This is a genomic window from Micromonospora sp. CNZ309, from assembly GCF_002846525.1.
The window spans coordinates 3,099,547-3,124,943 of the sequence record NZ_PJNG01000001.1 but is presented as its reverse complement, the minus strand read 5'-3'; the positions used below and the strand labels follow the sequence as shown (position 1 = coordinate 3,124,943).

Here is a 25,397-nt window from a genome sequence, read left to right as displayed (position 1 = left end):
GGCCGCGCCGTGCGGGGCCGACCGGGCCGGCCGCGTGCGGGGCCGACCGGACCGGGCCGTCCGCGAGGGTGACCTGCGCGCCGGGCGGGCTCGCTCCTGCCGCCGGGACAGCGGCGGGGAGCACCCGCCTGTCCGGTGGCGCCGGGGGCGTACGATTCCGGCGCGCGGTCGCCGATGCCCGCCGCCTCGACGTTCCGGCGTGGGTTCCGCCCGCCGGCTGCGCGCCCGCCGCGCGTCGTTGGACAATGTTCCGCAATCCTGAAGGGGTCGGCCCGTGGTGCGACCCGGAGGAGAGACTAGCCTGATGGGCGTGACACGCCGCGCGAAAATCGTCTGCACTCTAGGGCCCGCCACCTCGTCGCCGGAGCGGATCCGCGGCCTCGTCGAGGCCGGCATGAACGTGGCCCGGCTCAACTTCAGCCACGGCAGCCACGAGGACCACGAAGCGGTCTACCGGCTGGTCCGCGAGGCCGCCGACGCCGCCGGCCGGCCGGTGGCCGTGCTCGCCGACCTCCAGGGCCCGAAGATCCGGCTCGGCCGGTTCGCCGACGGCCCGCACGAGTGGCGCACCGGCGACTCCGTCGTGATCACCGGCGACGACGTCCTCGGCACCAAGGAGCGGGTCTCCTGCACCTACCGCAAGCTTCCGCAGGAGGTCAAGCCCGGCGACCGGCTGCTGATCGACGACGGCCGGGTCGCCGTCGAGGTCACCGACGTCACCGGCAACGACATCCGCTGCCTGGTCACCGAGGGCGGCCCCGTCTCCAACAACAAGGGCGTCTCGCTGCCCAACGTGGCGGTCAGCGTGCCGGCCATGTCCGAGAAGGACGCCGAGGACCTGCGTTTCGCGCTCGGCCTGGGCGTGGACCTGATCGCGCTCTCCTTCGTCCGCTCGGCGGAGGACATCAAGCTGGTGCACGGCATCATGGCCGAGGAGGGCGTGCACCGGCCGGTGCTCGCCAAGGTCGAGAAGCCCGAGGCGGTCGACTGCCTGGAGCAGATCGTGCTGGCCTTCGACGGTGTCATGGTCGCCCGCGGCGACCTCGGCGTCGAGCTGCCGCTGGACCAGGTCCCGCTCGTGCAGAAGCGCGCCGTGCAGCTCTGCCGGGAGAACGCCAAGCCGGTCATCGTGGCCACCCAGATGCTCGACTCCATGATCGAGAATTCCCGCCCGACCCGCGCCGAGGCCTCCGACGTGGCCAACGCCGTGCTCGACGGCGCGGACGCGGTGATGCTCTCCGGCGAGACCAGCGTCGGCAAGTACCCGGTGCTCACCGTCAGCACCATGGCGAAGATCATCACCACCACCGAGGCCGGCTCGATCGGGGTGCCGCGCCTCCAGCACGACCCCCGTACGCACGGTGGCGCGCTCACCGTCGCCGCCTCCTCGATCGCCCGGGCCATCGGCGCCAAGGCGATGGTCGCCTTCTCGCAGACCGGTGACACCGTCAAGCGGCTCTCCCGGCTGCACTGCGACCTGCCGCTGCTGGCCTTCACCCCGGTGCCCGAGGTGCGCAACCAGCTCGCCCTCTGCTGGGGCGTGGAGACGTTCCTGATGCCGTTCGTCGAGCACACCGACGACATGTTCCGGCAGGTCGACCAGGCGCTGCTCGGGCTCGACCGGGCCAACCCCGGCGACTACGTGGTGATCGTCGCCGGCAGCCCGCCCGGCACCCCCGGCTCGACCAACACGCTGCGCGTACACCAGCTCGGGTCGCTGGTCGACGCGGCGTCGGCGCGGGCCTTGCAGTGAGCGACGCGGACGTCGCGGTCGGGCAGGCCGCGGTCGACCAGCTCCTGGAGGTGCTCGACCTGGACCACACCGGCGGGATGACCTTCCGGGGGATGAGCCCCCCGGTCGGTCCCCAGCGGGTGTACGGCGGCCAGGTCGCCGGCCAGGCGCTGGTCGCCGCCGGACGCACCGTCGACCCGGCCCGCTTCGTGCACTCCCTGCACGGCTACTTCGTCCGCCCGGGCGACCCCGCCGAGCCGATCGTGTACGAGGTCGAGAACGTCCGCGACGGCCGCTCGTTCTCGGTGCGCCGCTCGGTGGCGCTCCAGCACGACAAGCCGATCTTCTTCATGTCGGCGTCGTTCCAGCGCACGGAGGAGGGCCTGGACCACCAGGCCCCCACCCCGCCGGACGTGCCGGGCCCGGACGAGGTCCCGACGATGACCGACCGGCTCGCCCGCTATCCGGAGCGGCTCGGCATCTGGGCGCAGATCCCGCGCCCGATCGACGTCCGCTACGTGGGCGAGCCCGGCTGGGTACGCCCCGGCGACCGGCCCGCCGACCCGCACCAGCGGGTCTGGATGCGCATCGACGGCAAGCTGCCCGACGATCCGCTGCTGCACGCCTGCGCGCTGACGTACGCCTCCGACCTGACGCTGCTGGACTCGGTGCTGTCGGTGCACGGCGAGGTCTGGGGCCCGGGCGGCGTGGTCGGGGCCAGCCTCGACCACGCACTGTGGTTCCACCGGCCGTTCCGCGCCGACGACTGGTTCCTCTACGACTGCTGGAGCCCGTCGGCGTCCGGCGCCCGGGGGCTCGCCACCGGGCGCATGTTCACCACCGAGGGGCACCACATCGCCAGCGCCGTGCAGGAAGGGCTGCTGCGCCGCGTCGGCGACTGACCGGCGTGGTCTCGCCCGGTCCGTCGGGTGAGTCCGTGGATCCTCGTCGCATCGCCACCGGCCGATCGGCTGAGGGGTGATCGTCCGGGCGGGGCGGCCAGGCGACTAACCTTGCCGCATGCGCCTCTCCGCCCGGGTCGACTACGCCCTCCGCGCGGTCGCCGAGCTCGCCTCGGTGACCGCCGAAGCCGGGCCCGGGAGAAGCCGGCCCGTGACCGCCGACCAGATCGCCCGCGCCCAGGAGATCCCGCCGAAGTTCCTGGAGAGCATCCTGTTGCAGCTGCGCCGGGGCGGCATCGTGCAGGCCCAGCGCGGCCCGGAGGGCGGCTACTGGCTGGCCCGCCCGGCCGGGGAGATCTCCCTGGCCGAGGTGATCCGGGTGATCGACGGGCCGCTCGCGCACGTGCGCGGGCAGCGGCCCGAGGAACTGGGCTACCACGGGGCCGCCCGGGCCCTCCAGGAGGTGTGGATCGCCCTGCGGGCCAGCGAGCGCGAGATCCTGGAACTGGTCACCGTCGCCGACGTGGCCGGCGGCACCCTGCCGGGCCGGGTCGTCGAGCTGGCCGCCGACCCCCGCGCCTGGACCTGACCCGCCGCGAGAGCGTCCCCCTTCCGGACCGGGCAGGCTCGCCGCCGCCGACTCTGCCTGGACCTGACCCGCCGCGAGAGCGTCCCCGCAGCCGTGGTGGCCGGCGGAGTTGTGTCGTCTCACTGACCGGTTGAAGGCTTGACCGGGGCATGCCCCGTGCCGCATTGTCGACCAAGTCGATAGGAGATGCCGAAAAGACAGGGGGCGCTCGTGCGCAAGCTGCTGGTCCTCGCGCTGGTCGGGCTCGCCGCGCAACTCGTCGACGGCGCGCTCGGCATGGCGTACGGGCTGACCTCCTCCACGTTGCTGCTGCTCGTCGGGGTGGCGCCGGCCGCCGCGTCGGCGTCCGTGCACCTGGCCGAGATCGGCACCACGCTCGCCGCCGGGGTGTCGCACTGGCGGTTCGGCAACGTCGACTGGCGGGTCGTCTCCCGGATCGCCCTCCCCGGCGCCGTGGGCGCGTTCGCCGGCGCGACCTTCCTCAGCTCGATCTCCACCGAGTCGGCCGCCCCGTGGATGGCCGGCATCCTGTTCACCCTCGGCGCGTACCTGCTGGTGCGCTTCTCTCGGCCGCTGCGCACCAATCGGCGCGGCGGCCGGCTGCGGGGCCGCTTCCTGGGCCCGCTCGGCCTGGTCGCCGGCTTCGTCGACGCCACCGGCGGCGGCGGATGGGGCCCGGTCGCCACGCCGGCCCTGCTGGTCAGCGGGCGGATGGAGCCGCGCAAGGTGATCGGCTCGGTCGACACGTCCGAGTTCGTGGTCGCCGGCGCCGCCAGCCTCGGCTTCCTGATCGGCCTCGGCTCGGAGGGCTTCCTGCTGCCCATGGTCGCCGCGCTGCTCATCGGCGGCCTGATCGCCGCGCCGATCGCGGCCTGGCTCGTACGCATCGTTCCCGCCCAGCTGCTCGGCGCGACGATCGGTGGCGTGATCGTGCTGACCAACGCCCGTACGCTGATGCGCGCGGCCGACCTCGACGGCACGGCCCGACCGGCCGTCTACGCCCTGCTGGCCGTCGCCTGGGTCGCCGCACTGGCGCTGGCCGTCCGGGCGTTGCTGCGTACCCGCCGCCAGCGCGACGTGGCCGCGACCGCCCTCGCGGCTGTCTCCCCGGCGACTGTCTCCCCGGTGCCCGTCTCCTCGACGGCGGACCCGGCCGAGGACCGTCTCCCGACCCCGGCGGCGGTTTCCTCGGGCGGCGACCGCTAACGTCCCGCCCGTCCGGCGACCTCTCGCTGCGGCACCGCGCCGTGCCGCAACGCGCCGGCCGCCTCGCTGCCGCGCAAGCGCCAGGTCCCGCCGCGTCCGCGTCAGTGGGGGAGGAGGGCGCTCGCGGCGTCCGTGAGCAGGGTCCACGCCTCGTCGACGTGGACCTCGGTGGTGTGCGGGGAGCCGACGGCCAGGCGCAGCGTGTACCGGCCGTTGACCCGGGTGTGCGTCAGGTGCACCCGGCCCGTGGCGTTCACCCGGGCCAGCAGCTCCGCGTTGACCTCGTCGTCCGCCTCCAGGCGGAAGCACACCAGCGCGTACGGGTGGGCCCCCACCAGCGCGAACCGGTCGTCGGCGCGTACCCGGTCGGCGAAGCGGGCGGCGAGCGCCACGCCGGAGCGGATGTGCGCCCGCAGCCCCTCGGCGCCGTACCAGCGCAGCACGAACCACAGCTTCAACGCCCGGAACCGGCGGCCCAGCGGCACCTGCCAGTCCCGGTAGTCGATCACCGCCCCGGACTCGGTGGCGGCGTTGCGCAGGTACTCGGGCAGCACGCTGAGCGCCTCGATCAGCTCCGCCGTGTCGGCCACCCAGAACGCGTCGCAGTCGAAGCCGGTCAGCAGCCACTTGTGCGGGTCGAAGCAGTACGAGTCGGCGTACTCCAGGCCGGCGTGACCGAACCGCAGCTCGGGGCAGACCGCCGCCGCCCCCGCGTACGCCGCGTCGACGTGCAGGAAGATCCCGTACTCGGCGCAGATCGCGCCGATCTCCGGCAGCGGGTCGATGGCGGTCGTGGAGGTGGTGCCGACGGTGGCCACCACGATCGCCGGCACGACTCCGGCGGCCACGTCCGCCTCGATCGCCGCGCGCAGCGCCGCCGGGGACATCGCCTGCGTACGCGGGTCGACCTCGACCGGCCGCACGCCCTCGGCGCCCAGCCCGGCGATCCGCGCCGCCTTCTCGATGGACGAGTGGCCCTGGGTGGAGGCATAGGCGCGGTAGCGGCGGTCGACGCCGACCTCGCGCCAGCGGCCGCCGCCGGCGCGGTGCAGCGCGACCAGGGTCGCCACCAGCGTCGCCGAGGACGCCGAGTCCTGGATCACCCCGCCGCCCGCGGTGCCGGAGCGGAACCGCTTCGGCAGGTCCAGCAGGTCGGCGAGCCAGTCCAGCAGCACGGTCTCCACCTCGGTGCACGCCGGCCCGGTCGCCCAGAGCATCCCCTGCACGCCCAGCCCCGAGCTGACCAGGTCGCCCAGCACGCTGGGCCCCGAGGTGTTGGCGGGGAAGTAGCCGAAGAAGCCGGGGTGCTGCCAGTGGGTCAGTCCGGGGGTGATCAGGGTGTCCAGGTCGGCGAGGACGGCCTCCACCGGCTCGCCGTGCTCGGGTGGGCCGGCCGGCAGTCGGGCGGCGACCGTGCCGGGCGGGTCCTGCGAGGTCACCGGCCGCTGCTCCAGCGTCGCCCAGTAGTCGGCGATCCAGTCCACGACGGCGTGTCCGGCGCGTCGGAACTCGTCCGGGGTCATGTGCTCAGCCACGCCCTGAGTCGATCAAGAATCCGGGCCCGGGGCAAGGGAAGCGCCCGACACCGCCGGCACGGGGGACGGCCACGCACCGAAAGGCCAGGGGCCAGAAGGTCACCCTGGAGGGTGGCCGGGGAGGGGCAGAAGCGGTGCGCGCCCGGCGGGCGGTGGCGGATTGTCCGTAGAAAGCGCTTGCCCTAGCATTTCAGGTACGCGGAGCCACCCCTCGACGCCGCCCGCCGGCCCACCGACGCCGCAGTGCCGGCGCCGGGGTGCCGACACCGGGACCGGCGGCGTCGACACCGATGCCGGATCGCGGCGTCGGACCACCGCCGCCAGCGCGGCGTGTCCTCCCGCCGGCCCGGGCAGGCCGGCGGCGACGCCCCCGCGCGCCCGACCTCTTCGGAGGACCCCACCATGCCCTTCACCCACCGCCGCGTCGCGCTGCTCGCCGCAGCCGCCGCGGCCGCACTCGTCGCCGGTACGCTGCCCACCCTCACCGCCACGGCGGCCGCCGCCGGTTGCCGCGTCGAGCACCGGATCACCAACCAGTGGCCCGGCGGCTTCGGCGCCGACGTCACCGTCACCAACCTCGGTGACCCGGTGAACGGCTGGACCCTGACCTGGTCGTACGCCGCCGGTCAGCAGGTCACCCAGGCGTGGAACGCGCTCGTCACCCAGTCCGGCGCCCAGGTGACCGCCCGCAACGTCGACCACAACGCGGTGATCGCCACCGGCGCGAGCACCGCCTTCGGCTTCAACGGCTCGTGGACCGGGAGCAACCCGTCGCCGACCAGCTTCGCCCTCAACGGCACCGCCTGCACCGGCGCCGCGCCCACCGGCGGCCCGACCACGCCGCCGCCGAGCAGCGCGCCGCCCACCACCCCGCCGCCCACCGAGCCCCCGGCCGGGGCGGTGCAGATGGAGGACCTCGACCGGGGACTGGTCAGCGTCCGCTCCGGCACCGGCAACCTGGTCTCCTGGCGGCTGCTCGGCACCGAGACCACCGGGGTGGCGTTCAACCTCTACCGCGGCGCGACCAGGGTCAACGGCAGCCCGATCACCGGGGCCACCAACTACCTCGACGGCGGCGCGGCGGCGGACGCCACCTACACCGTGCGCGCCGTGGTCGGCGGCACGGAACAGGCCCCCTCCGCCGCCGCGCTCCGGTTTCCCGCCGGCTACCTCGACGTGCCGTTGCAGGTGCCGCCCGGCGGCAGCACGCCCAGCGGCGAGAGCTACACGTACTCCGCCAACGACGCCTCCGTCGGCGACCTCGACGGCGACGGCGACTACGAGTTCGTGGTCAAGTGGGAGCCGTCGAACGCCAAGGACAACTCCCAGTCCGGCTACACCGGCAACGTGTACGTCGACGCGTACACCATCACCGGCACCCGGCTGTGGCGCGTCGACCTGGGCCGCAACATCCGCGCCGGTGCCCACTACACCCAGTTCCAGGTGTACGACTACGACGGCGACGGCCGCGCCGAGGTGGCCATGAAGACCGCCGACGGCACCCGCTCCGGCACCGGCCAGGTGATCGGCTCCGCCACCGCCGACCACCGCAACTCCAGCGGGTACGTCCTCGCCGGCCCCGAGTACCTGACCATGTTCGACGGCCGCACCGGCGCGGTCCTCTCCACCGTCGCCTACGACCCTCCGCGCGGCACGGTCTCCTCCTGGGGCGACAGCTACGGCAACCGGGTCGACCGCTTCCTCGCCGCCACCGCCTACCTCGACGGGCGGCGCCCGTCACTGGTGATGGCCCGCGGCTACTACACCCGGGCGGTCGTGGCGGCCTGGGACTTCCGCGACGGCACCCTGCGCAAGCGGTGGACCTTCGACTCGAACGTCTCGGGCAACGGCGCCGCCTTCGGCCAGGGCAACCACAACCTCTCCGTGGCCGACGTTGACGCCGACGGCCGGCAGGAGATCGTGTACGGCTCCGCGACCATCGACGACGACGGCCGCCTCAGGTACGCCACCGGCTTCGGCCATGGCGACGCCCTGCACGTCGGCGACCTCGTCCCCGGCCGCGCCGGCCTGGAGGTCTTCACGATCCACGAGTCCGGCAACCAGCCGGCGGCCGACCTGCACGACGCCCGCACCGGCCAGGTCGTCTGGCAGCGACCGAACAACGGGGGAGTCGAGGGCCCCGGCCGGGGCGTCGCCGCCGACATCCACGCCGGCAGTCCCGGCGCCGAGTTCTGGGGCGCCGGCACCCACATGACGGACCTCTACGGCGCCACCGGAGCCGTCGTCGGGCGCCGGCCGTCCTCGGCGAACTTCCTCGCCTGGTGGGACGGCGACCCCGTACGGGAGCTGCTCGACGGCACCCGCATCGACAAGTACGGCACCGGTGGCGACGCCCGACTGCTCACCGCGAGCGGCGTGGCGGCGAACAACGGCACCAAGTCGACCCCGGCGCTCTCCGCCGACCTGTTCGGCGACTGGCGGGAGGAGGTCGTCTGGCGCACCAGCGACAGCCGCGCCCTGCGGATCTACAGCACGCCCACGCCCACCGGCACCCGGATCCACACGCTCATGCACGACCCGCAGTACCGGGTGGCGGTCGCCTGGCAGAACACCGCCTACAACCAGCCCCCGCACCCGGGCTTCTTCCTCGGCGACCAGATGGCCGCCCCGCCCACGCCCGACATCCACCTGCGCTGAGCCCGGCACCGGCCGGCGGCGGCGCCTCGCGGCGCTCCGTCGGCCGGCTACCGGTCGCGGGATGAAGCGGGCCCCGGCCGTGGTCGCGGGGTGCAGAGGGTCACGGTCGCGGGATGAGAGCAGAAGGCACCGGGCCGCAGCCGCGGAATCCGCACAGCTCCGGCCCGGTGCCCCACACCGCGGCATCCCCGACCCGTCCCGACCGGGAATGCCGTACCACCACCGAGGACAAACCTAGGCGGGCCACGCGTCGCCCCGGTGACGCCGACGTGAAGATCGTGTTTCAGCCCTCGCGGCGCAGGCCACCGGCCACGTGCTCGGCGATCAGCTCGTACGAGCGCACCCGGTCGGCCACGTCGTACACCAGCGTGGTCAGCATCAGCTCGTCGGCGCCGGTGCGCGCCAGCAGCTCGTCGAGCTGCCGTCGTACGGTCTCGGGCGAGCCCGTCGCCTGCCCGTCGCGGCGCTGGCGCACGAACTCGCGCTCGGCCTGCGTGTACGGGTACGCCGCCGCCTCGTCCGGCGTCGACAGCGGCTCCGGCCGACCCGAGCGCAGCCGCAGGAACGACAGCGCCGCCGGCCCCGCCAGCCACTCCGCCCGCTCGTCGGTGTCCGCGCAGACCGCGTTGACGGCCACCATCGCGTACGGCGCGTCCAGCCACTTCGACGGCCGGAAGTGCTGCCGGTACAGCGCCAGCGCGGGCACCGTGTTCTGTGCGCTGAAGTGGTGCGCGAAGGAGAACGGCAGGCCCAGCAGCCCCGCCAGCTGGGCGCTGAACCCGCTGGAGCCGAGCAGCCAGACCGCCGGCTGCTCGCCCAGGCCCGGGGTGGCCGTGATCGGCCCCGGCCGCTCACCGCTGAAGTAGTTCATCAGGTCCGCCAGCTCCCGGGGGAAGCCCTCCGCCGACAGCCCCTCCATCGTCCGGCGCAGCGCCAGCGCGGTCACCTGGTCGGTGCCCGGGGCGCGGCCGATGCCCAGGTCGATGCGGCCTGGGTGCAGCGCCTCCAGCGTGCCGAACTGCTCGGCCACCACCAGCGGCGCGTGGTTGGGCAGCATCACCCCGCCCGAGCCCAGCCGGATCGTCGACGTGTGCGCCGCCAAATGCGCGAGCAGCACCGCCGGGGCGGAACTCGCGATCGCCGGCATGTTGTGGTGCTCGGCCACCCAGAACCGGCGGTACCCGAGTTCCTCCGTACGTCGGGCCAGCTCGGTGGTGTGCCGCAGCGCCGCGCCGGCGGTGGCGCCGGCCGCGACGGGGGCGAGATCGAGAACAGACAGCGGTACGTTGATCACACGAGTGGCCAACCCCGCCCACCTCGGCTTTGTTCCCCTGCGCGACCGTGCTCACGGTGCCCGCCGGGCCTCACCCCATGCCGCGCGCCTGCTCGAAGATCAGGCTCGTCTGGGTGTGCGACACCGCCGGGTCCACGGCCAGGTGGTCCAGCACGAAGTCCCGCAGGGCATCCGCCGAGGCCGCCCGCACGTGCAGCACGTAGTCCTCCGCGCCCGCCACGTGGAACACCGCCACCACCCCCGGCAGCCGCACGGACCGGGCCCGGAAGGCGTCCACCGCCGCCCGCTCGTGCGCGGTCAACCGCACCGACACCAGCGCCTGCAACGGCAGCCCCACCGCCGCCGGATCCACCTCCGCGTGGAACCCCCGGATCGCCCCGCGCTCCCGCAGGGCGCGGGTGCGGGTCAGGCAGGTCGAGGGGGCCACCCCCACCCGCTCGGCGAGGGCGTTGTTCGGCAGCCGGCCGTCGGCGGCCAGCTCCGACAGGATCGCGCGGTCGGTGTCGTCCAGGTCGGCGAACCGCCGCACATCATTCGTCGCAAGGGGCATGCAGGCATCTTCCATCGAACCAGCCCGCGCCTCCAAGGGGAATTACCGAATGATGTTCGGAACTATTGCTTCGGGTTGGCGCTATGTTCGATCCTTCCGGCATGACGACCGTGGACACCAGAGCCGTGCACGCCGGCCGCGACGACCTCGCCGCCCTCGGCGTCCACGTGCCGCCCATCGACTTCTCCACCACCAACCCGCTGCCGTCGGTCGACGCCGGCGGCGACGCGTACGAGGCCCTCGCCACCGGCGGCACCCTCCCCGTCGGCGGCAGCGCCGTCTACCAGCGCCTGTGGAACCCCACCGTGGCCCGCTTCGAGACGGCCCTCGCCGACCTCGAAGGCACCACCGACGCCGTCGCCTTCGCCAGCGGCATGGCCGCCCTCACCGCCACCCTGCTCGCCGCCACCCGGGACGGAAAGCGGCACCTCGTCGCCGTCCGCCCCCTCTACGGCGGCACCGACCACGTGCTCGCCACCGGCCTGCTCGGCACCACCGTCACCTGGGCCCGCGCGGACGAGGTCGCCGCCGCCGTCCGCCCCGACACCGCCCTGGTGATCGCCGAGACCCCGGCCAATCCCACCCTCGACCTGGTCGACATCGCCGCCCTCGCCCGGGCCGCCGGCGACGTGCCGCTGCTGGTCGACAACACCGTCGCCACCCCGGTGCTCCAGCAGCCCACCCGCCACGGCGCGGCCCTCGTGCTGCACAGCGCCACCAAGAGCATCGGCGGACACGGCGACGTCCTCGCCGGCGTGGTCGCCTGCGACGCCGACTGGGCCGCCCGGCTGCGCCAGGTCCGCGCCCTCACCGGCGCGATCCTGCACCCCCTCGGCGCGTACCTGCTGCACCGTGGCCTGCAGACCCTGCCGGTGCGCGTGCGCGCCCAGCAGGCCGGCGCCGAGAAGCTCGCCGCCTGGCTCGCCACCCACCCCGCCGTCGCCGTCGTGCACCACCCGTCGCTGCGCGACCCCGCCGGGCTCGTCGGACGGCAGATGAGCGGCCCGGGCAGCCTGCTGGCCTTCGAGGTACGCGGCGGCGCCTCCGCCGCGGCTGCCGTGGCCAACGCCTGCCGGCTGATCACCCACGCGGTGTCGCTGGGCGGCGTCGACACCCTCATCCAGCATCCGGCCTCGCTGACCCACCGCCCCGTCGAGGGCGAGGCCAAGCCGTGCGGCGGCCTGCTGCGCGTCTCCGTCGGCCTGGAGGACCCGGAGGACCTGCGCGCCGACCTGTCCCAGGCCCTCGCCGCACTCGGCTGACCGGGCCGACGCCGTCGCCCCGTTGCCGCGAGTCGGTTGCCCCGTTGCCGCGAGTCGCCCCGCAGTGGGAGCCGCCGGGCGGCACGGTCAGGACTTCGGGCCGACGTGGCGGTCGAGGGCGGCGACGGCCTCCCGGCGGGCCACGGACAGGCAGTTGCGGCGGTTCATGCGCCACGCGATGCCGAGCAGGTCCAACGCCCACTGGCAGAGGCCCATGATGTCGGCCGACTCGTTGGTGAACATGTAGCGGGGGTAGACGTAGCTCCTGCCACGGACGGTGACCCGATTGGCGAAGCGGCATCCGTCGGAGTGGAACAGGCCGCGCACGAAGTCACCCGGGAACCTGGTGATGATCTCCTTCTGCCAGTCGGCGAGGACGATCGGCCGTTCATGCTTCTTGCCGGGCCCGTGCTGGGGCAGCAGACACGGCCAGTGTTTGCCGTAACTCTGTACGCCTACGCAGCCCTGCTTCTGCACCCGCTGCACCGCACCAGCCAGCACGTCTCGCATGGCCTGCTCGCAGCGGGTGATCAGGTCGGGCCAGGCGTCCGAGCAGTAGATGCGTAGTACCGGGACGCGTGCGGTCGTGACGAGGTGGCCGTCGCCGAGGTAGAGGCCCAGGAGGTAGGCGTAGGAGGCCAGGTCTGTCGGATCGCCGATGGCTGGGCGGCAACGGAAGCAGCGCAGCGCAGTCGGCCGCATGAGCGGTTCTGGCCGATCACGACACCAGTGCCATACGGTGTGGTAGGAGAGGCCGACGCTGCGGGCGGTGTCGGCGATGCTCGCTCCTGAGAGGTACAACCGCCGGGCGCGAGCGCGGATCTCGGATGGATGCACCTCGCCACTATCGAACATAGGTGCGACAGCTTCTGGTGCCCTCGGTGGGATTCGAACCCACACTGTATGGATTTTGAGTCCATTGCCTGCTGCCGGTTGGGCTACGAGGGCGTTCCACGATTCGACCCTGACAGACTACCCACTACGCTAAGGGCGGCGACACCCGGCATCGCGGGTGTCGAGCACAGACTGGTGGGAGTGGCTCGTGGCCGAGACGCAGACGGACGTCGAGCGCAGGCGCGTTCTGATCGCCGAGGACGAGGCGCTGATCCGGCTGGACCTCGCCGAGATGCTGGTCGAGGAGGGGTACGAGGTCGTCGGCGAGGCCGGTGACGGGGAGACCGCCGTCCGGCTGGCCGAGGAGCTGAAGCCGGATCTGGTCATCCTCGACATCAAGATGCCGATCATGGACGGCCTGGCCGCCGCCGAGCGGATCGCTGGCGCCCGGATCGCCCCGGTGATCATCCTGACCGCGTTCAGCCAGCGTGACCTGGTGGAGCGCGCGCGGGCGGCCGGCGCGATGGCGTACCTCGTGAAGCCCTTCCAGAAGAGCGACCTGGTCCCGGCGGTGGAGATCGCGCTGTCGCGCTACTCGGAGATCGCCGCCTTGGAGGCGGAGGTCGCGGGGCTGACCGACCGGCTGGAGATCCGCAAGACGGTCGAGCGCGCCAAGGGCGCGCTGATGACGACGTACGGGATGAGCGAGCCGCAGGCGTTCAAGTGGATCCAGCGCACGGCGATGGACCACCGGATGACCATGAAGGAGGTCGCCGAGCGGATCCTCGCCGAGACCGCCGGCGGCGAGGTCGCCCAGCCCACCTCCTGACCGCCCCACGGGACGGCGCGACACGCCGCCGTGCGCTCCGGGGACTCCTCGCGGGGGCCGTGGATCGATAGCATCTGATCCATGTGGACGAGGCGGCTGGTGGCGGTGCTCGGCGCCCTCGTGGTGCTGCTGGCCGGCTGCGACCGGGCCCCGGCGGAGCCCGCCGACGAGCCGCTGCGGCCGCGGTGGCAGCCGCTGACCCTGCCCGCGCCGCCGGGCGCGTCCGGCCGGCCGCTGCTGCGCGACGCCGTGGCCTGTGCCGGCCGGTGGTACGTGGTCGGCGGGCTGGCCGACGCGGCGGGGGAGACCCGCCCGGCCGCCTGGAGCAGCACCGACGGCGTCTCGTGGGCGGCCCTGCCGGTGTCGCCGTCGAGCCACTACGGCCGTCAGCACGTGCTCTACGCGGCGGCGTGCCGCGACGGCCGGCTGGCGGCGCTCGGCGCGAAGAACGGCGGCGCGCACGGCAACCCGCGCACGGGCACCTGGTCGCAGGCGCCGGGCGGGCAGCTGCGGGAGGCGCCCGCACCCTTCGAGCTGTACGCGGGCCCGCGCGCGGTGAGCGTGGCGCGGCTGGCGGCGGGCCCGGCCGGTTGGCTGATCGCGGGGGCGCGGGTCGACGGGGCGGCGGTGTGGACGTCGCCGGACGGCGAGCGGTTCACGATCCACGAGGGCGTCGCGGAGCTGGCCGGCGACGGGCGGGGCCGGACGGTCGCGTACGACGCGGTGGCCGTGCCGTCGGGGTGGTGGGCGGTGGGCGCGGTGCTGCCGTCCGGCGCGACGGCCCAGGCGCCCGTGGCCTGGTCCTCGGTCGACGGGCGGGCCTGGCGGCGGGTGGCGCTGCCGGCGTCGGACGGGCGTGGCCAGGCGCAGCGGGTGGCGTCGGTCGGCGGTGCCGTGGTGGCGGTGGGCCCGGTGCGCGACGGGTTCGCGACCTGGCGGCTGGTGGGTGACGAGTGGCGTCGGGCCGGCGGGTTCGGCGCGGCCGGTCCGGGGGTGTCCACGGTCCACGCCCTGGTGCCGGCGGGGCGGGATCTGGTGGCGGTGACGGGGGACGGCGGTGGTCACGGAGTGTGGCTCTCCGTCGATTCGGGGGATTCGTGGCGACTGATGGTCATGCCGACCCCTGTGCCGGATGGTGGGAACACCGCCGTGGCGGTGGCGTCGCAGGGCGATCGACTGCTGTTGGTGTCCGATGACGGGGAGGCGTCCCATGCCTGGTCAGTCGGGTTGCCGACCGTCGATCGGTAGGGGGTCGACGGGGTTCGACCCGTTACCGACGAAACGAAGGTGAGCGGCTTTCGCGGCCGACGGTTCTTACAGCGATCGTTTCGAATCCGCCACGCCGTGTAACGGTTCGGTCAACCCGCTCCCCTGGGGCTTTCGTCACAGCTGAAAGGTGGGATAGCGTCCGGCCCCAGACCGGCGACGACGGTCTGGTTCGTCCGCCCCCGCAAGGGCCAATCGGCAGCGGGTGGTTCGGACCATGGGACGGAGGAGGGTTCGGGCCTTGAGGCAGAAGCTCGCGCGCGTTATCGGTGGGGTCGCCATGCTGGCGCTCGTCGCCGGCGGCACCGCATGCTCCAGCGGTAGCGACGACACGGCGTCCGGTGGCGACGCCTGCGGCAACAAGATCGCGTTCTTCGGCGCGCTGACGGGTCCGTCGGCGGCGCTCGGCATCAACGAGAACAACGGCGTCAAGCTGGCGGTCGACAAGTACAACAAGGAGAACGCCGACTGCAAGGTCGAGCTGGTTCCCCTGGACTCGCAGGGCAGCCCGGACCAGGCGCCCGGTCTGGCGCAGAAGGCCATCGACGACGCGAAGATCCTCGGCATCGTCGGCCCGGCCTACTCGGGCGAGTCGGAGGCCGCCGGTCCGCTCTTCAACGAGGCCGGTCTGGTGACCATCACCCCGTCCGCGACCAACCCGACGCTGGCGAAGCAGGGCTGGAAGACGTTCTTCCGCGCGGTCGGCAACGACCTGAGCCAGGGCCCGGGGGCCGGCAACTACATCAAGAACGTGCTGAAGGCCGACAAGGTCTACGTCATCGACGACCAGTCCGCGTACGGCGCCGGCCTGGCCGACGAGGTCAAGAAGCTGCTCGGCCCGGCGGTCGTCGGCTCGGACAAGGTCCAGGGCGACGGCAAGCAGACCGAGTTCTCCGCGGTCGTCACCAAGGTCAAGGCCGCGAACGTCAACGCGATCTTCTACGGCGGCTACTACCAGGAGGCCGGCCTGATCCGCAAGCAGCTCACCGCTGCCGGGATCACCGCCCCGATGATCGCCGGTGACGGCGTGAACGACGCCGCGTACATCACCTCCGCGGGTGCGGCGGCGGCCGAGGGCACCATCCTCACCTGCCCGTGCCAGCCGGCCGCCGAGGCGCGCGGCACCTTCAAGGAGGAGTTCAAGGCGCTCAACGGCAGCGAGCCGGGCACCTACAGCGACACGGCCTACGACGCGGCGAACATCCTGCTCGCCGGCATCAAGGCGGGCAAGACCACCCGTGAGGGCCTGCTGGAGTTCGTGAAGGGCTACAGCGGCGAGGGCGTCGCGGCGACCTACAAGTTCGTCGAGGGCGGCGAGCTCGACCCGGCGCAGGTCAAGGTCTGGGCCTTCAAGGTCGTCGGCGGCAAGGTCGTCCCCGACCAGGAGATCCCGAAGTCCTGACGCCGGTCGCTGCTACGGCGATTGAGTTGTGATCGCGGGTGCGGCCGGGAGCTCGCTCCCGGCCGCACCCCATTTTTCTCTCCAGACCCTGATGGAGCGTCCCTCCCTTGAACTTCGACGGACTGTTCTCCAACTTCGGAGAACTCACCACGACCGGCCTGACGCAGGGTGCCATCTACGCCCTGGTCGCGCTGGGCTACACGCTGGTCTACGGCGTGCTGAAACTCATCAACTTCGCCCACTCCGAGGTCTTCATCGCCGGCGCGTTCTTCGCGATCTGGACCTGGAACTGGTTCGGTCTCGACCAGAACTCGCAGGTCAGCGGCGTCGGCTCGATCATTTTCTACCTTCTCGTTGCGATGGTCGTCGCGGCGATCGCCTCGGCGACCACCGCAACGGTCATCGAGCGGGTGGCGTACCGGCCGTTGCGTAAGCGCAACGCCCCGCCGCTGGCCTTCCTGATCACCGCGATCGGCGCGTCCATCGCCATCGCGGAGGCGTTCGGCATCTGGACCCGTCGCCGCCCGGAGGGCGCACCGTCGCTGGTCAGCTCCAAGCCGCTGTTCGAGATCTTCGGCGTGCCGATCGACGCCGTCCAGCTGCTGACGATCGGCGCCGCGCTGGTGATGATGATCGCGCTGGACATGTTCATCAACCGCAGCCGGGTCGGCCGCGGCATCCGGGCGGTCGCCCAGGACGCCAACACCGCCGCGCTGATGGGCGTGAACAAGGACCGGATCATCATGATCGTCTTCATCGCCGGCGGCAGCATGGCCGGCGTCGCCGGCCTGCTCTACGACGTGCGGATCCAGACCCTCACCTACAGCGTCGGCTTCCTGCTCGGCCTGAAGGCGTTCACCGCCGCGGTGCTCGGCGGCATCGGCAACCTGCGCGGTGCGCTGCTCGGCGGCCTGCTGCTGGGCGTGGTGGAGAACTACGCCTCCGGCCTGTTCGGCACGCAGTGGAAGGACTTCGCCGCCTTCGCACTGCTGGTGGTGCTGCTGATGTTCCGGCCGACCGGTCTGCTGGGCGAGTCGCTGGGGAGGGCACGGGCATGACGACCGTTCTGGACAAGGTGCGCTCCGGCCGCGAGGCGGTCGGCGAACGGTGGCACCACGCGCCGCGCTGGGTGCGCTGGGCGCTGCTGGCCGCGGTGATCGTGTTCTTCTACGCACTGCCGAACAAGGAGTTCTACCAGTACCTCGGGCCGATCCCGACCCCGGGCGCGAACTTCACCCAGGTGATGTTCACCGTCTCGATCTACGTGCTGCTGGCCGTCGGCCTGAACATCGTGGTCGGCTTCGCCGGCCTGCTCGACCTCGGCTACTTCGGCTTCTTCGCCGTGGGCGCGTACACCGTGGCGGTGCTGACGTCGCCGAGCAGCAACCTCAAGACGCTGTGGCCGTGGCTGCTGGCGGTGCCGGTGGCGATCGCCCTGACGATGGTCTCCGGCGTGATGCTCGGTACGCCGACCCTGCGGTTGCGCGGCGACTACCTGGCGCTGGTGACGCTCGGCTTCGCCGAGATGATCCGGATCGGGGCGGTCAGCTCCGAGTTCCTCCGGGGCCAGCGGGGCTTCAACCAGATCCCGCACCCGCCCGGCGAGTTCGCCGACGGCAAGCCGGTCTTCGGCGTGCTCGACGCCCGGCCGTACTACTGGCTGGTGCTCACGCTGATCATCCTGGTGGTCATCGGCGTGCGGAACCTGACCCACAGCCGGGTCGGGCGGGCCTGGATCTCCATTCGGGAGGACGAGGACGCCGCGCAGCTCATGGGCGTGCCGACGTTCAAGTTCAAGCTCTGGGCATTCGCCGCGGGCGCCGCGATCGCGGGCCTGGCCGGCGCGTTGTTCGCCGGTAAACAGAACTTCGTCAACTCGCAGAACTTCGAGCTGCTGAACTCGATCATCATCCTGGCCGCGGTCATCTTCGGTGGCTCCGGCAACATCGTCGGCGCGATCGTCGGCGGTGGCCTGGTGGCGTACATGATCGAGCGGTTCCGTGGCATCGAGCTGCTGGGCGTCGAGCTGTACGAGTACCGGTTCCTGTTCTTCGGCCTGGTGCTGGTGGTCATGATGATCTTCCGGCCGGAGGGTCTGATCCCCAACCGACGACGTGCGGCGGAGTTCAAGGATCGTCGCAAGGAGGTGACCGTCGGTGAGTGACACCGAGCAGACGCCGGTCGTTCCGGCGCAGGCCGGCGCGCCGGCCGTGGAGGCGGTGCCCACCCGGGAGCCGCTGCTGGAGGTCGACAAGGTCACGCTGCGCTTCGGCGGCGTGGTCGCCCTGAACGAGGTGGACTTCACCCTCTACAAGGGCGAGATCCTCGGTCTGATCGGCCCGAACGGCGCCGGCAAGACCACCTGCTTCAACGCCATGACCGGCATCTACCAGCCCACCGAGGGGCAGATCCGGTTCCGTGGCCAGAAGGTCAGCGGCAAGAAGCGGCACCAGATCACCAAGATGGGCATGGCGCGGACGTTCCAGAACATCCGCCTCTTCCCGGAGATGACGGCGCTGGAGAACGTCCTGGTGGGCGCGGACGCGCACAACAAGACGAGCGTCATCTCCGCGCTGTTCCGCCTGCCGCGGTACTGGAAGGAGGAGCGCGAGAGCCGGGAGAAGGCCGAGCGCCTGCTGGAGTTCGTCGGCATCCGCAAGCGGATGCACGAGTTCGCCCGCAACCTCTCCTACGGAGAGCAGCGGCGGCTGGAGATCGCCCGCGCGCTGGCCACCAACCCGGTGCTGCTCTGCCTGGACGAGCCGGCCGCCGGCTTCAACCCGGCGGAGAAGGAGGAACTGCTCCAGCTCATCCGGCAGATCCGGGACACCGGCGTGACCGTGCTGCTCATCGAGCACGACATGCGCCTGGTCATGGGGGTCACCGACCGGATCGTGGTGCTGGAGTTCGGAAAGAAGATCGCCGAGGGGCTGCCCGCCGAGGTGCGGGAGAACCCGAAGGTGATCGCGGCGTACCTGGGGGTGCCGGACGATGCTGCTTGAGATCGACGATGTGAGCCTGCTCTACGGGCGGATCCAGGCGCTGCACGGCATCAGCCTGACGGTGGACGAGGGCGAGATCGTCGCCCTGATCGGCGCCAACGGCGCCGGCAAGTCGACCACGATGCGGGCGATCTCCGGGATCCGGCCGGTCGCCAGCGGCAGCATCCGGTTCGACGGCGAGGACATCACCAAGCTCCGGGCGGACCTGCGGGTCCGGCGGGGGTTGTGCCAGGCCCCCGAGGGCCGCGGGATCTTCCCGGGCATGACGGTGCTGGAGAACCTGGACATGGGCGCGTACACCCGGCGTGACCGGGCCGGTATCGCCCAGGACCTCGACCGGGTGCTGGGGCTCTTCCCGCGCCTGGCCGAGCGGCGCAGGCAGCAGGGCGGCACCCTCTCCGGCGGCGAGCAGCAGATGCTGGCCGTCGGGCGGGCCCTGATGAGCCGGCCGAAGCTGCTGCTGCTCGACGAGCCCTCGATGGGCCTGGCCCCGATGCTGATCCAGCAGATCTTCGACATCATCGTCGAGATCAACCAGCAGGGCACCACCGTCCTGCTCGTCGAGCAGAACGCCCAGCAGGCGCTGGCCCGGGCCCACCGGGCGTACGTGCTGGAGACCGGCCGGATCGTCAAGAGCGGCACCGGCGCCGAGCTGCTGCACGACCCGGCGGTCAAAGAGGCCTACCTCGGCGTGGCCTGACCGGCCGTCACCCCTCATCGCAAGGAGTACCCCATGTTCCTCATCAGTGGTGGCCGCCGGGCCGCCCTCGGCGTCACCGGCGCCGCGCTGCTCGCCCTCTCGCTGGCCGGCTGCGGCGAGAAGGAGAACACCGAGCAGCCCGGCGCCGGCCCCAGCGTCACCGCCGCCGCCGACTCGGCGCTGGCCGCGAAGGTGCCCGACGCCATCAAGGCCGACGGCGTGCTCAAGGTCGGCACCGACTCGACGTACGCCCCGGCGGAGTTCCTCGACGCCGACGGCAAGACGGTCGTCGGCTTCGACATCGAGCTGTTCAACGCGGTCGCGCAGAAGCTCGGCCTCAAGGCCGAGTACGAGTCGGCGCCGTTCGACGCGATCCTGCCGGGCGTGGACTCGGGCAAGTACGAGGTCGGCGTCTCGTCGTTCACCATCAACGCCGAGCGGATGAAGACCGTCAACATGGTCAGCTACTTCTCCGCCGGCACCCAGTGGGCGACCAAGTCGGGCAACCCGGCCAAGGTCGACCCCGAGAACGCCTGCGGCAAGAAGATCGCCGTGCAGGTCGGCACCGTACAGCTCGACGACATCACCGCCCGGTCGAAGAAGTGCACCGACGCCGGGAAGCCGGCGATCACCATCGACCAGTACCAGGCGCAGAGCGACGCCACCGCCGCCGTGGTCAGCGGCAAGGACGACGCCATGCTGGCCGACTCCCCGGTCGGCGCGTACGCGGTGAAGCAGAGCAGCGGCCAGCTGGAGCTGCTCGGCGACATCTACGAGTCGGCCCCGTACGGCTACGCGGTGAAGAAGGACCAGGCCGCGTTCGCCGAGGTGCTCAAGGAGGCCGTCGCGGCAGTCATCGCCGACGGCACGTACGAGGGCGCGCTGAAGAAGTGGGGCGTCGAGGGCGGCGCCATCACGACTCCGGCGCTGAACCCGACCAGCTGACCATGTCAGTCGGAACAGACACACCCGAACGGGCACGGCCGGAACCCATCCAGGCCGTGCCCGTGCGGCATCCCGGGCGGTGGGTCGCCGTCGCCGTGATCGGGGTGCTGGTGGCCATGTTCGTGCACCTGCTGGTGACGAACAAGGCGTTCAACTGGCCGTTCATGGTCGACGAGATGTTCCGCCCGCCGATCATGGCGGGGGTACGCGGCAGCCTCGCGCTGCTGGTGACCGCCATGCTGATCGGCATCGTGCTGGGCGTCGTCATCGCCGTCATGCGGCTGTCGGAGAACCCGATCCTGCGCGGCGTCGCCTGGGCGTACACCTGGTTCTTCCGGGCGGTGCCCCGGCTGGTGCTGGCGATCCTCTTCGGCAACCTGGGCATCCTCTGGGCGCGCATCGAGTTCGGGCTGCCCTTCGACCGGCAGATCGGCGCGCTGTTCGGGGTCGACGACTTCGAGGCGCGGCTGTTCGGCTTCTCGACGGTGGACATCCTGACCGGGTTCGTGGCCGGCGCGCTGGCGCTGGGTCTCTCGGAGGCCGCCTACATGGCGGAGATCGTCCGGGCCGGCATCCAGTCGGTCGACGAGGGGCAGACGGAGGCCGCCCAGGCGCTGGGCTTGCGGCGGTCGCAGATCCTGCGCCGCATCGTGCTGCCGCAGGCCATGCGGGTGGTCGTGCCGCCGACCGGCAACGAGACCATCGCCATGCTCAAGGACACCTCGCTGGTGGCCTTCGTGCCGGTCTCGATGGAGCTGTTCTTCCAGCTCAGAGCCGTGGGTAGCCGGACCTTCCAGGTCTTCCCGATGCTGGTCGCGGCGACCCTCTGGTACCTGCTGCTGAGCAGCGTGCTGCTGGTCGGGCAGTACTACCTGGAGCGGCACTTCTCCAAGGGCGTGCGGCGCAGCGGGCGGGCGAGGACCAGGCTGCGCACGATCACGGCGGAGAGCGGCGGCACGACCGGGAAGGCGGGCGGCGCATGACCGAGCTGACGGTGCCGGCACCGGCCGGCGGAGCGACGGCGGATTCCACGCCGATGGTGCGGGCCGAGCAGGTGCACAAGTCGTTCGGGTCGATCGAGGTGCTCAAGGGCATCGACCTGGAGGTCCGCAGCGGCGAGGTGTGCTGCCTGCTGGGCCCCTCGGGCTCCGGCAAGTCGACGTTCCTGCGCTGCATCAACCACCTGGAGAAGATCAACGCCGGCCGCATCTGGGTGGACGGCGACCTGATCGGCTACCGCGAGCGCGGCGGCAAGCTGCACGAGATGCGGGAAAAGGACGTCGCCGCCCAGCGCCGCGCGATCGGCATGGTGTTCCAGCGGTTCAACCTCTTCCCGCACATGACCGCCCTGCAGAACGTCGCCGAGGCGCCGGTGCTGCTGGGCCGCGAGTCCAAGGCCGCCGCCCGGGACCGGGCCGCCGCCCTGCTGGAGCGGGTGGGGCTGGGCGACAAGCTCGGCAACTACCCGAGCCAGCTCTCCGGCGGGCAGCAGCAGCGGGTGGCGATCGCCCGGGCGCTGGCGATGCAGCCGAAGCTGATGCTCTTCGACGAGCCCACCAGCGCGCTCGACCCGGAGCTGGTCGGCGAGGTGCTCGACGTGATGAAGGACCTGGCCCGCGACGGCATGACGATGATCGTGGTCACCCACGAGATCGGCTTCGCCCGCGAGGTCGGCGACTCGCTGGTCTTCATGGACGGCGGCGTCGTGGTCGAGTCCGGGGTGCCCCGCGAGGTGATCGCCAACCCCCGGCACGACCGGACCAAGGCGTTCCTGGCCAAGGTGCTCTGAGCCGGATGCCGGCGCGGTCCCCGTCCGGGCCGCGCCGGCGCCCGAGCCTGCGATGTCCGCCCCCGGCGGTGAGGTCCGTGTCGGCCGCGCCTCCTGGCGGTGACGTCCGTGCCGGGCGCGCCCGTGCCGGTGTCCCGGAGTGTCGGAGCGGACGGCTAGAGTCGCTGCCGTGACAGCTACGACGCCGCGCCTGCTCCTCGTCGACGGACATTCCATGGCATACCGGGCGTTCTTCGCCCTGCCCGTGGAAAACTTCTCCACCACGACGGGGCAGCCGACCAACGCCGTCTACGGCTTCACGTCCATGCTGATCAACGTGCTGCGTGACGAGCAGCCCACGCACATCGTGGTCGCCTTCGACGTCTCCCGCCGCTCCTTCCGCACCGAGAAATATGCGGAATACAAGGCCGGCCGCAGCGAGACCCCGACCGACTTCAAGGGCCAGGTCAGCCTGGTCAAGGAGGTCCTGGCGGCGCTGCGCATCCCGGTGGTGGAGAAGGAGGGCTTCGAGGCCGACGACATCATCGCCACCCTCGCCTGCCAGGCCCGCGACCAGGGCATGTCGGTGCTGATCAGCAGCGGCGACCGCGACGCGTTCCAGCTCGTCGGCGACCAGATCACGGTGCTCTACCCGCGCAAGGGCGTCTCGGACCTGGCCCGGATGGACCCGGCGGCGATCGAGGCGAAGTACGGCGTCCCCCCGCAGCGCTACCGCGACCTGGCCGCCCTGGTCGGCGAGACCAGCGACAACCTGCCCGGCGTCCCGGGCGTCGGCCCGAAGACCGCCGCCAAGTGGATCAACCTGTACGGCGGGGTCGACGGGGTCATCGCGCGGGCCGACGAGATCAAGGGCAAGGCCGGCGACAGCCTGCGCGAGCGGCTCGCCGACGTGATCCGCAACTACGAGATCAACTGCCTCGTTTCCGACCTGGAGCTGCCGCTGCGCCCCGAGGACACGCGCTGGGAGGGGTGGGACCGCGAGGCCGTCCACCAGGTCTTCGACACGCTCGAGTTCCGCATCCTGCGCGACCGGCTCTACCAGTACCTGGAGGCGGTGGAGCCGGAGGCCGAGTCCGGGTTCGACCTGACCGGTGAGGTGCTCACCGAGCCCGGGGCGCTCGCCGGGTGGCTGGAGACGCACGCGCCGGCCGACACCCCGGTGGGCGTGGCCGCGAAGCTCGACACGGGCCCCAACCGCCGGCACACCGCCTCGGTGACCGGGCTGGCGCTGGCCACCGCCGGCGGCGCGGCGGCCTGGGTCGACCCCGCCACCCTGGAGCCGACCGACGAGGCGGCCCTGGCGGCCTGGCTGGCCGACGCCGGACGGCCCAAGGTCCTGCACGACAGCAAGCCGGCGGTGCTGGCGTTCGCCGCGCACGGCTGGCGCCTGGAGGGCATCCTGCGCGACACGCAGATCGCCGCCTACCTGGCCCGCCCCGACCAGCGTTCCTACGACCTGACCGACCTGGCCCTGCGCTACCTGCACCGCGAGCTGCGGGTCGACGCCCCGGAGACCGGCCAGCTCACCCTGGAGGGGCTCGGCAACGACGGCGAGGCGGAGCAGAACCTCATGCTCCAGGCCCGCGCCACCCTCGACCTGGCCGACGCGATCGACGCCGAGCTGTCCCGCGACGGCGAGCAGTCGGCGCGGCTGATGGCCGGGGTGGAGCTGCCGCTGATGCGGGTGCTCGCCGGCATGGAGCGCACCGGCATCGCTGCCGACACGCACTACCTCTCCGAGTTGGAGGCGCACTTCGCCGCCGAGGTGAAGGCCGCCGCCCAGGGGGCGTACGAGTCGGTCGGCCGGGAGTTCAACCTCGGTTCGCCGAAGCAGTTGCAGGAGATCCTCTTCGGCGAGCTGGGCCTGCCCAAGACCAAGAAGATCAAGACCGGCTACACCACCGACGCCGACGCCCTCCAGTGGCTGCACGCGCAGAACCCGCATCCGGTGCTGGCCCACCTGCTGCGCCACCGCGACGTGGCGAAGCTCAAGACGACCGTCGACGGGCTGCTCAAGTCGGTCTCCGACGACGGCCGCATCCACACCACCTTCAACCAGACGGTGGCGGCCACCGGTCGGCTCTCCTCGACCGAGCCCAACCTGCAGAACATCCCGATCCGCACCGAGGAGGGCCGCCGCATCCGACGCGCCTTCGTGGTGGGGGAGGGCTACGACTGCCTGCTCACCGCCGACTACAGCCAGATCGAGATGCGGATCATGGCGCACCTGTCGTCGGACGAGGCGCTCATCGAGGCGTTCAACTCCGGCGCCGACTTCCACGCGGCCACCGCCTCGTCGGTCTTCGAGGTGCCGGTGGACGAGGTCACCGCCGACCAGCGGCGCAAGATCAAGGCGATGAACTACGGCCTGGCGTACGGGCTGAGCGCGTTCGGCCTCTCCCAGCAGCTCGGGATCACCGCCGAGGAGGCGCGCGGGCTGATGGAGAACTACTTCGCCGGGTTCGGCGGAGTGCGCGACTACCTCCAGGAGGTCGTCGCCCGCGCCCGCCACGACGGCTACACCTCGACCATCCTGGGCCGCCGCCGCTACCTGCCCGACCTGGTCAGCGACAACCGGCAGCGCCGGGAGATGGCCGAGCGGATGGCGCTCAACGCCCCCATCCAGGGCTCGGCGGCCGACATCATCAAGGTCGCCATGCTGCACGTCGACACCGCCCTGCGGGAGACGGGCCTGCGCTCGCGGATGCTGCTCCAGGTGCACGACGAGCTGGTCTTCGAGGTGGCCCCCGGCGAGCGGGAGACCCTGGAGGCGCTGGTGCGGCGCGAGATGGGCGGGGCGCACCCGCTGTCGGTGCCACTGGAGGTCTCCGTCGGCGAGGGCCGGGACTGGAACAGCGCCGACCACTGACGGGCACCGACCCGCCGCGCGTCGGCGCCGGCC

21 protein-coding genes and 1 tRNA gene are annotated in these 25,397 nt (G+C 72.2%); 17 read left to right on the top strand and 5 right to left on the bottom strand.

The window, feature by feature from the left end; translation table 11 throughout:
• Positions 1-304 precede the first annotated feature (304 nt).
• The 4 genes from pyk (at position 305) to CLT72_RS12500 (ending at position 4,429) form a co-directional block, all read left to right on the top strand.
• Positions 305-1,753 carry a pyruvate kinase gene (pyk, locus tag CLT72_RS12515; RefSeq protein ID WP_101411770.1) on the top strand — a complete coding sequence of 483 codons (1,449 nt, stop codon included), beginning with the start codon at positions 305-307 and terminating at the stop codon, positions 1,751-1,753.
• Positions 1,750-2,634 (top strand): acyl-CoA thioesterase, encoded by an 885-nt coding sequence (locus tag CLT72_RS12510; protein ID WP_088999299.1) that lies wholly within the window; start codon positions 1,750-1,752, stop codon positions 2,632-2,634. Before pyk ends, CLT72_RS12510 begins: the two co-directional genes overlap by 4 nt.
• Before the next feature lie 118 nt (positions 2,635-2,752).
• Positions 2,753-3,223, top strand: coding sequence for an RrF2 family transcriptional regulator (locus CLT72_RS12505; RefSeq protein WP_101411768.1), 471 nt, complete (start codon positions 2,753-2,755; stop codon positions 3,221-3,223).
• Positions 3,224-3,433: 210 nt separating this feature from the next.
• Complete coding sequence (locus CLT72_RS12500; RefSeq protein ID WP_101411766.1) at positions 3,434-4,429, top strand: sulfite exporter TauE/SafE family protein; 996 nt, start codon at positions 3,434-3,436, stop codon at positions 4,427-4,429.
• A gap of 101 nt (positions 4,430-4,530) precedes the next feature.
• Here the strand turns inward: CLT72_RS12500 and CLT72_RS12495 are convergent, their stop codons facing one another.
• A complete protein-coding gene (locus tag CLT72_RS12495) occupies positions 4,531-5,964 on the bottom strand; it encodes a pyridoxal-dependent decarboxylase (RefSeq protein WP_250099992.1) in 1,434 nt (477 codons plus the stop codon).
• A gap of 402 nt (positions 5,965-6,366) precedes the next feature.
• Here CLT72_RS12495 and CLT72_RS12490 point away from each other — a divergent pair, with 402 nt between their 5' ends.
• Complete coding sequence (locus CLT72_RS12490) at positions 6,367-8,622, top strand: rhamnogalacturonan lyase family protein (RefSeq protein ID WP_101411762.1); 2,256 nt, start codon at positions 6,367-6,369, stop codon at positions 8,620-8,622.
• Between the two features lie 283 nt (positions 8,623-8,905).
• Here the strand turns inward: CLT72_RS12490 and CLT72_RS12485 are convergent, their stop codons facing one another.
• Positions 8,906-9,916, bottom strand: coding sequence for an LLM class flavin-dependent oxidoreductase (locus CLT72_RS12485; protein WP_374208804.1), 1,011 nt, complete (start codon positions 9,914-9,916; stop codon positions 8,906-8,908).
• Positions 9,917-9,986: 70 nt separating this feature from the next.
• Entirely contained in the window at positions 9,987-10,466 is a 480-nt protein-coding gene (locus tag CLT72_RS12480; RefSeq protein WP_101411760.1) for an Lrp/AsnC family transcriptional regulator, read from the bottom strand.
• A gap of 83 nt (positions 10,467-10,549) precedes the next feature.
• On the opposite strand from CLT72_RS12480, the gene CLT72_RS12475 reads away from it, so the two are divergent.
• Positions 10,550-11,728, top strand: a complete 1,179-nt coding sequence (locus CLT72_RS12475; RefSeq protein WP_101411758.1) for a trans-sulfuration enzyme family protein — start codon at positions 10,550-10,552, stop codon at positions 11,726-11,728.
• Between the two features lie 87 nt (positions 11,729-11,815).
• Here the strand turns inward: CLT72_RS12475 and CLT72_RS12470 are convergent, their stop codons facing one another.
• Positions 11,816-12,583 carry a terminase gpP N-terminus-related DNA-binding protein gene (locus CLT72_RS12470; protein ID WP_284039041.1) on the bottom strand — a complete coding sequence of 256 codons (768 nt, stop codon included), beginning with the start codon at positions 12,581-12,583 and terminating at the stop codon, positions 11,816-11,818.
• Positions 12,584-12,598: 15 nt separating this feature from the next.
• Positions 12,599-12,676 (bottom strand) — tRNA-Leu (locus CLT72_RS12465).
• 94 nt (positions 12,677-12,770) lie between these two features.
• Between CLT72_RS12465 and CLT72_RS12460 the strand changes: the two genes are divergently transcribed.
• The 11 genes from CLT72_RS12460 (at position 12,771) to polA (ending at position 25,364) form a co-directional block, all read left to right on the top strand.
• Positions 12,771-13,391: an ANTAR domain-containing response regulator gene (locus CLT72_RS12460; RefSeq protein WP_101411756.1), complete on the top strand. Its 621-nt coding sequence runs from the start codon at positions 12,771-12,773 to the stop codon at positions 13,389-13,391.
• A gap of 81 nt (positions 13,392-13,472) precedes the next feature.
• Complete coding sequence (locus CLT72_RS12455) at positions 13,473-14,639, top strand: hypothetical protein (RefSeq protein WP_101411754.1); 1,167 nt, start codon at positions 13,473-13,475, stop codon at positions 14,637-14,639.
• A gap of 259 nt (positions 14,640-14,898) precedes the next feature.
• Positions 14,899-16,059 carry a branched-chain amino acid ABC transporter substrate-binding protein gene (locus CLT72_RS12450; RefSeq protein WP_101411752.1) on the top strand — a complete coding sequence of 387 codons (1,161 nt, stop codon included), beginning with the start codon at positions 14,899-14,901 and terminating at the stop codon, positions 16,057-16,059.
• A 107-nt stretch (positions 16,060-16,166) separates the two neighbouring features.
• Positions 16,167-17,117, top strand: coding sequence for a branched-chain amino acid ABC transporter permease (locus CLT72_RS12445; RefSeq protein ID WP_101411750.1), 951 nt, complete (start codon positions 16,167-16,169; stop codon positions 17,115-17,117).
• Positions 17,114-18,223 carry a branched-chain amino acid ABC transporter permease gene (locus CLT72_RS12440; RefSeq protein ID WP_101411748.1) on the top strand — a complete coding sequence of 370 codons (1,110 nt, stop codon included), beginning with the start codon at positions 17,114-17,116 and terminating at the stop codon, positions 18,221-18,223. The genes CLT72_RS12445 and CLT72_RS12440 overlap by 4 nt, the downstream gene beginning before the upstream one ends.
• Positions 18,216-19,061, top strand: coding sequence for an ABC transporter ATP-binding protein (locus tag CLT72_RS12435; RefSeq protein ID WP_101411746.1), 846 nt, complete (start codon positions 18,216-18,218; stop codon positions 19,059-19,061). Before CLT72_RS12440 ends, CLT72_RS12435 begins: the two co-directional genes overlap by 8 nt.
• Positions 19,051-19,761: an ABC transporter ATP-binding protein gene (locus tag CLT72_RS12430; RefSeq protein WP_101411744.1), complete on the top strand. Its 711-nt coding sequence runs from the start codon at positions 19,051-19,053 to the stop codon at positions 19,759-19,761. The genes CLT72_RS12435 and CLT72_RS12430 overlap by 11 nt, the downstream gene beginning before the upstream one ends.
• A 33-nt stretch (positions 19,762-19,794) precedes the next feature.
• Entirely contained in the window at positions 19,795-20,706 is a 912-nt protein-coding gene (locus CLT72_RS12425) for an ABC transporter substrate-binding protein (protein ID WP_101411742.1), read from the top strand.
• Positions 20,707-20,708: 2 nt separating this feature from the next.
• On the top strand, positions 20,709-21,689 hold the full coding sequence (locus CLT72_RS12420; RefSeq protein ID WP_101411740.1) for an amino acid ABC transporter permease: 981 nt from the start codon (positions 20,709-20,711) through the stop codon (positions 21,687-21,689).
• The gene (locus CLT72_RS12415; RefSeq protein ID WP_101411738.1) at positions 21,686-22,495 is read left to right on the top strand and encodes an amino acid ABC transporter ATP-binding protein; all 810 of its coding nucleotides are present in this window, start codon (positions 21,686-21,688) and stop codon (positions 22,493-22,495) included. The genes CLT72_RS12420 and CLT72_RS12415 overlap by 4 nt, the downstream gene beginning before the upstream one ends.
• Before the next feature lie 169 nt (positions 22,496-22,664).
• On the top strand, positions 22,665-25,364 hold the full coding sequence (gene polA, locus CLT72_RS12410; protein ID WP_101411736.1) for a DNA polymerase I: 2,700 nt from the start codon (positions 22,665-22,667) through the stop codon (positions 25,362-25,364).
• The last annotated feature ends 33 nt before the right edge of the window (positions 25,365-25,397 follow it).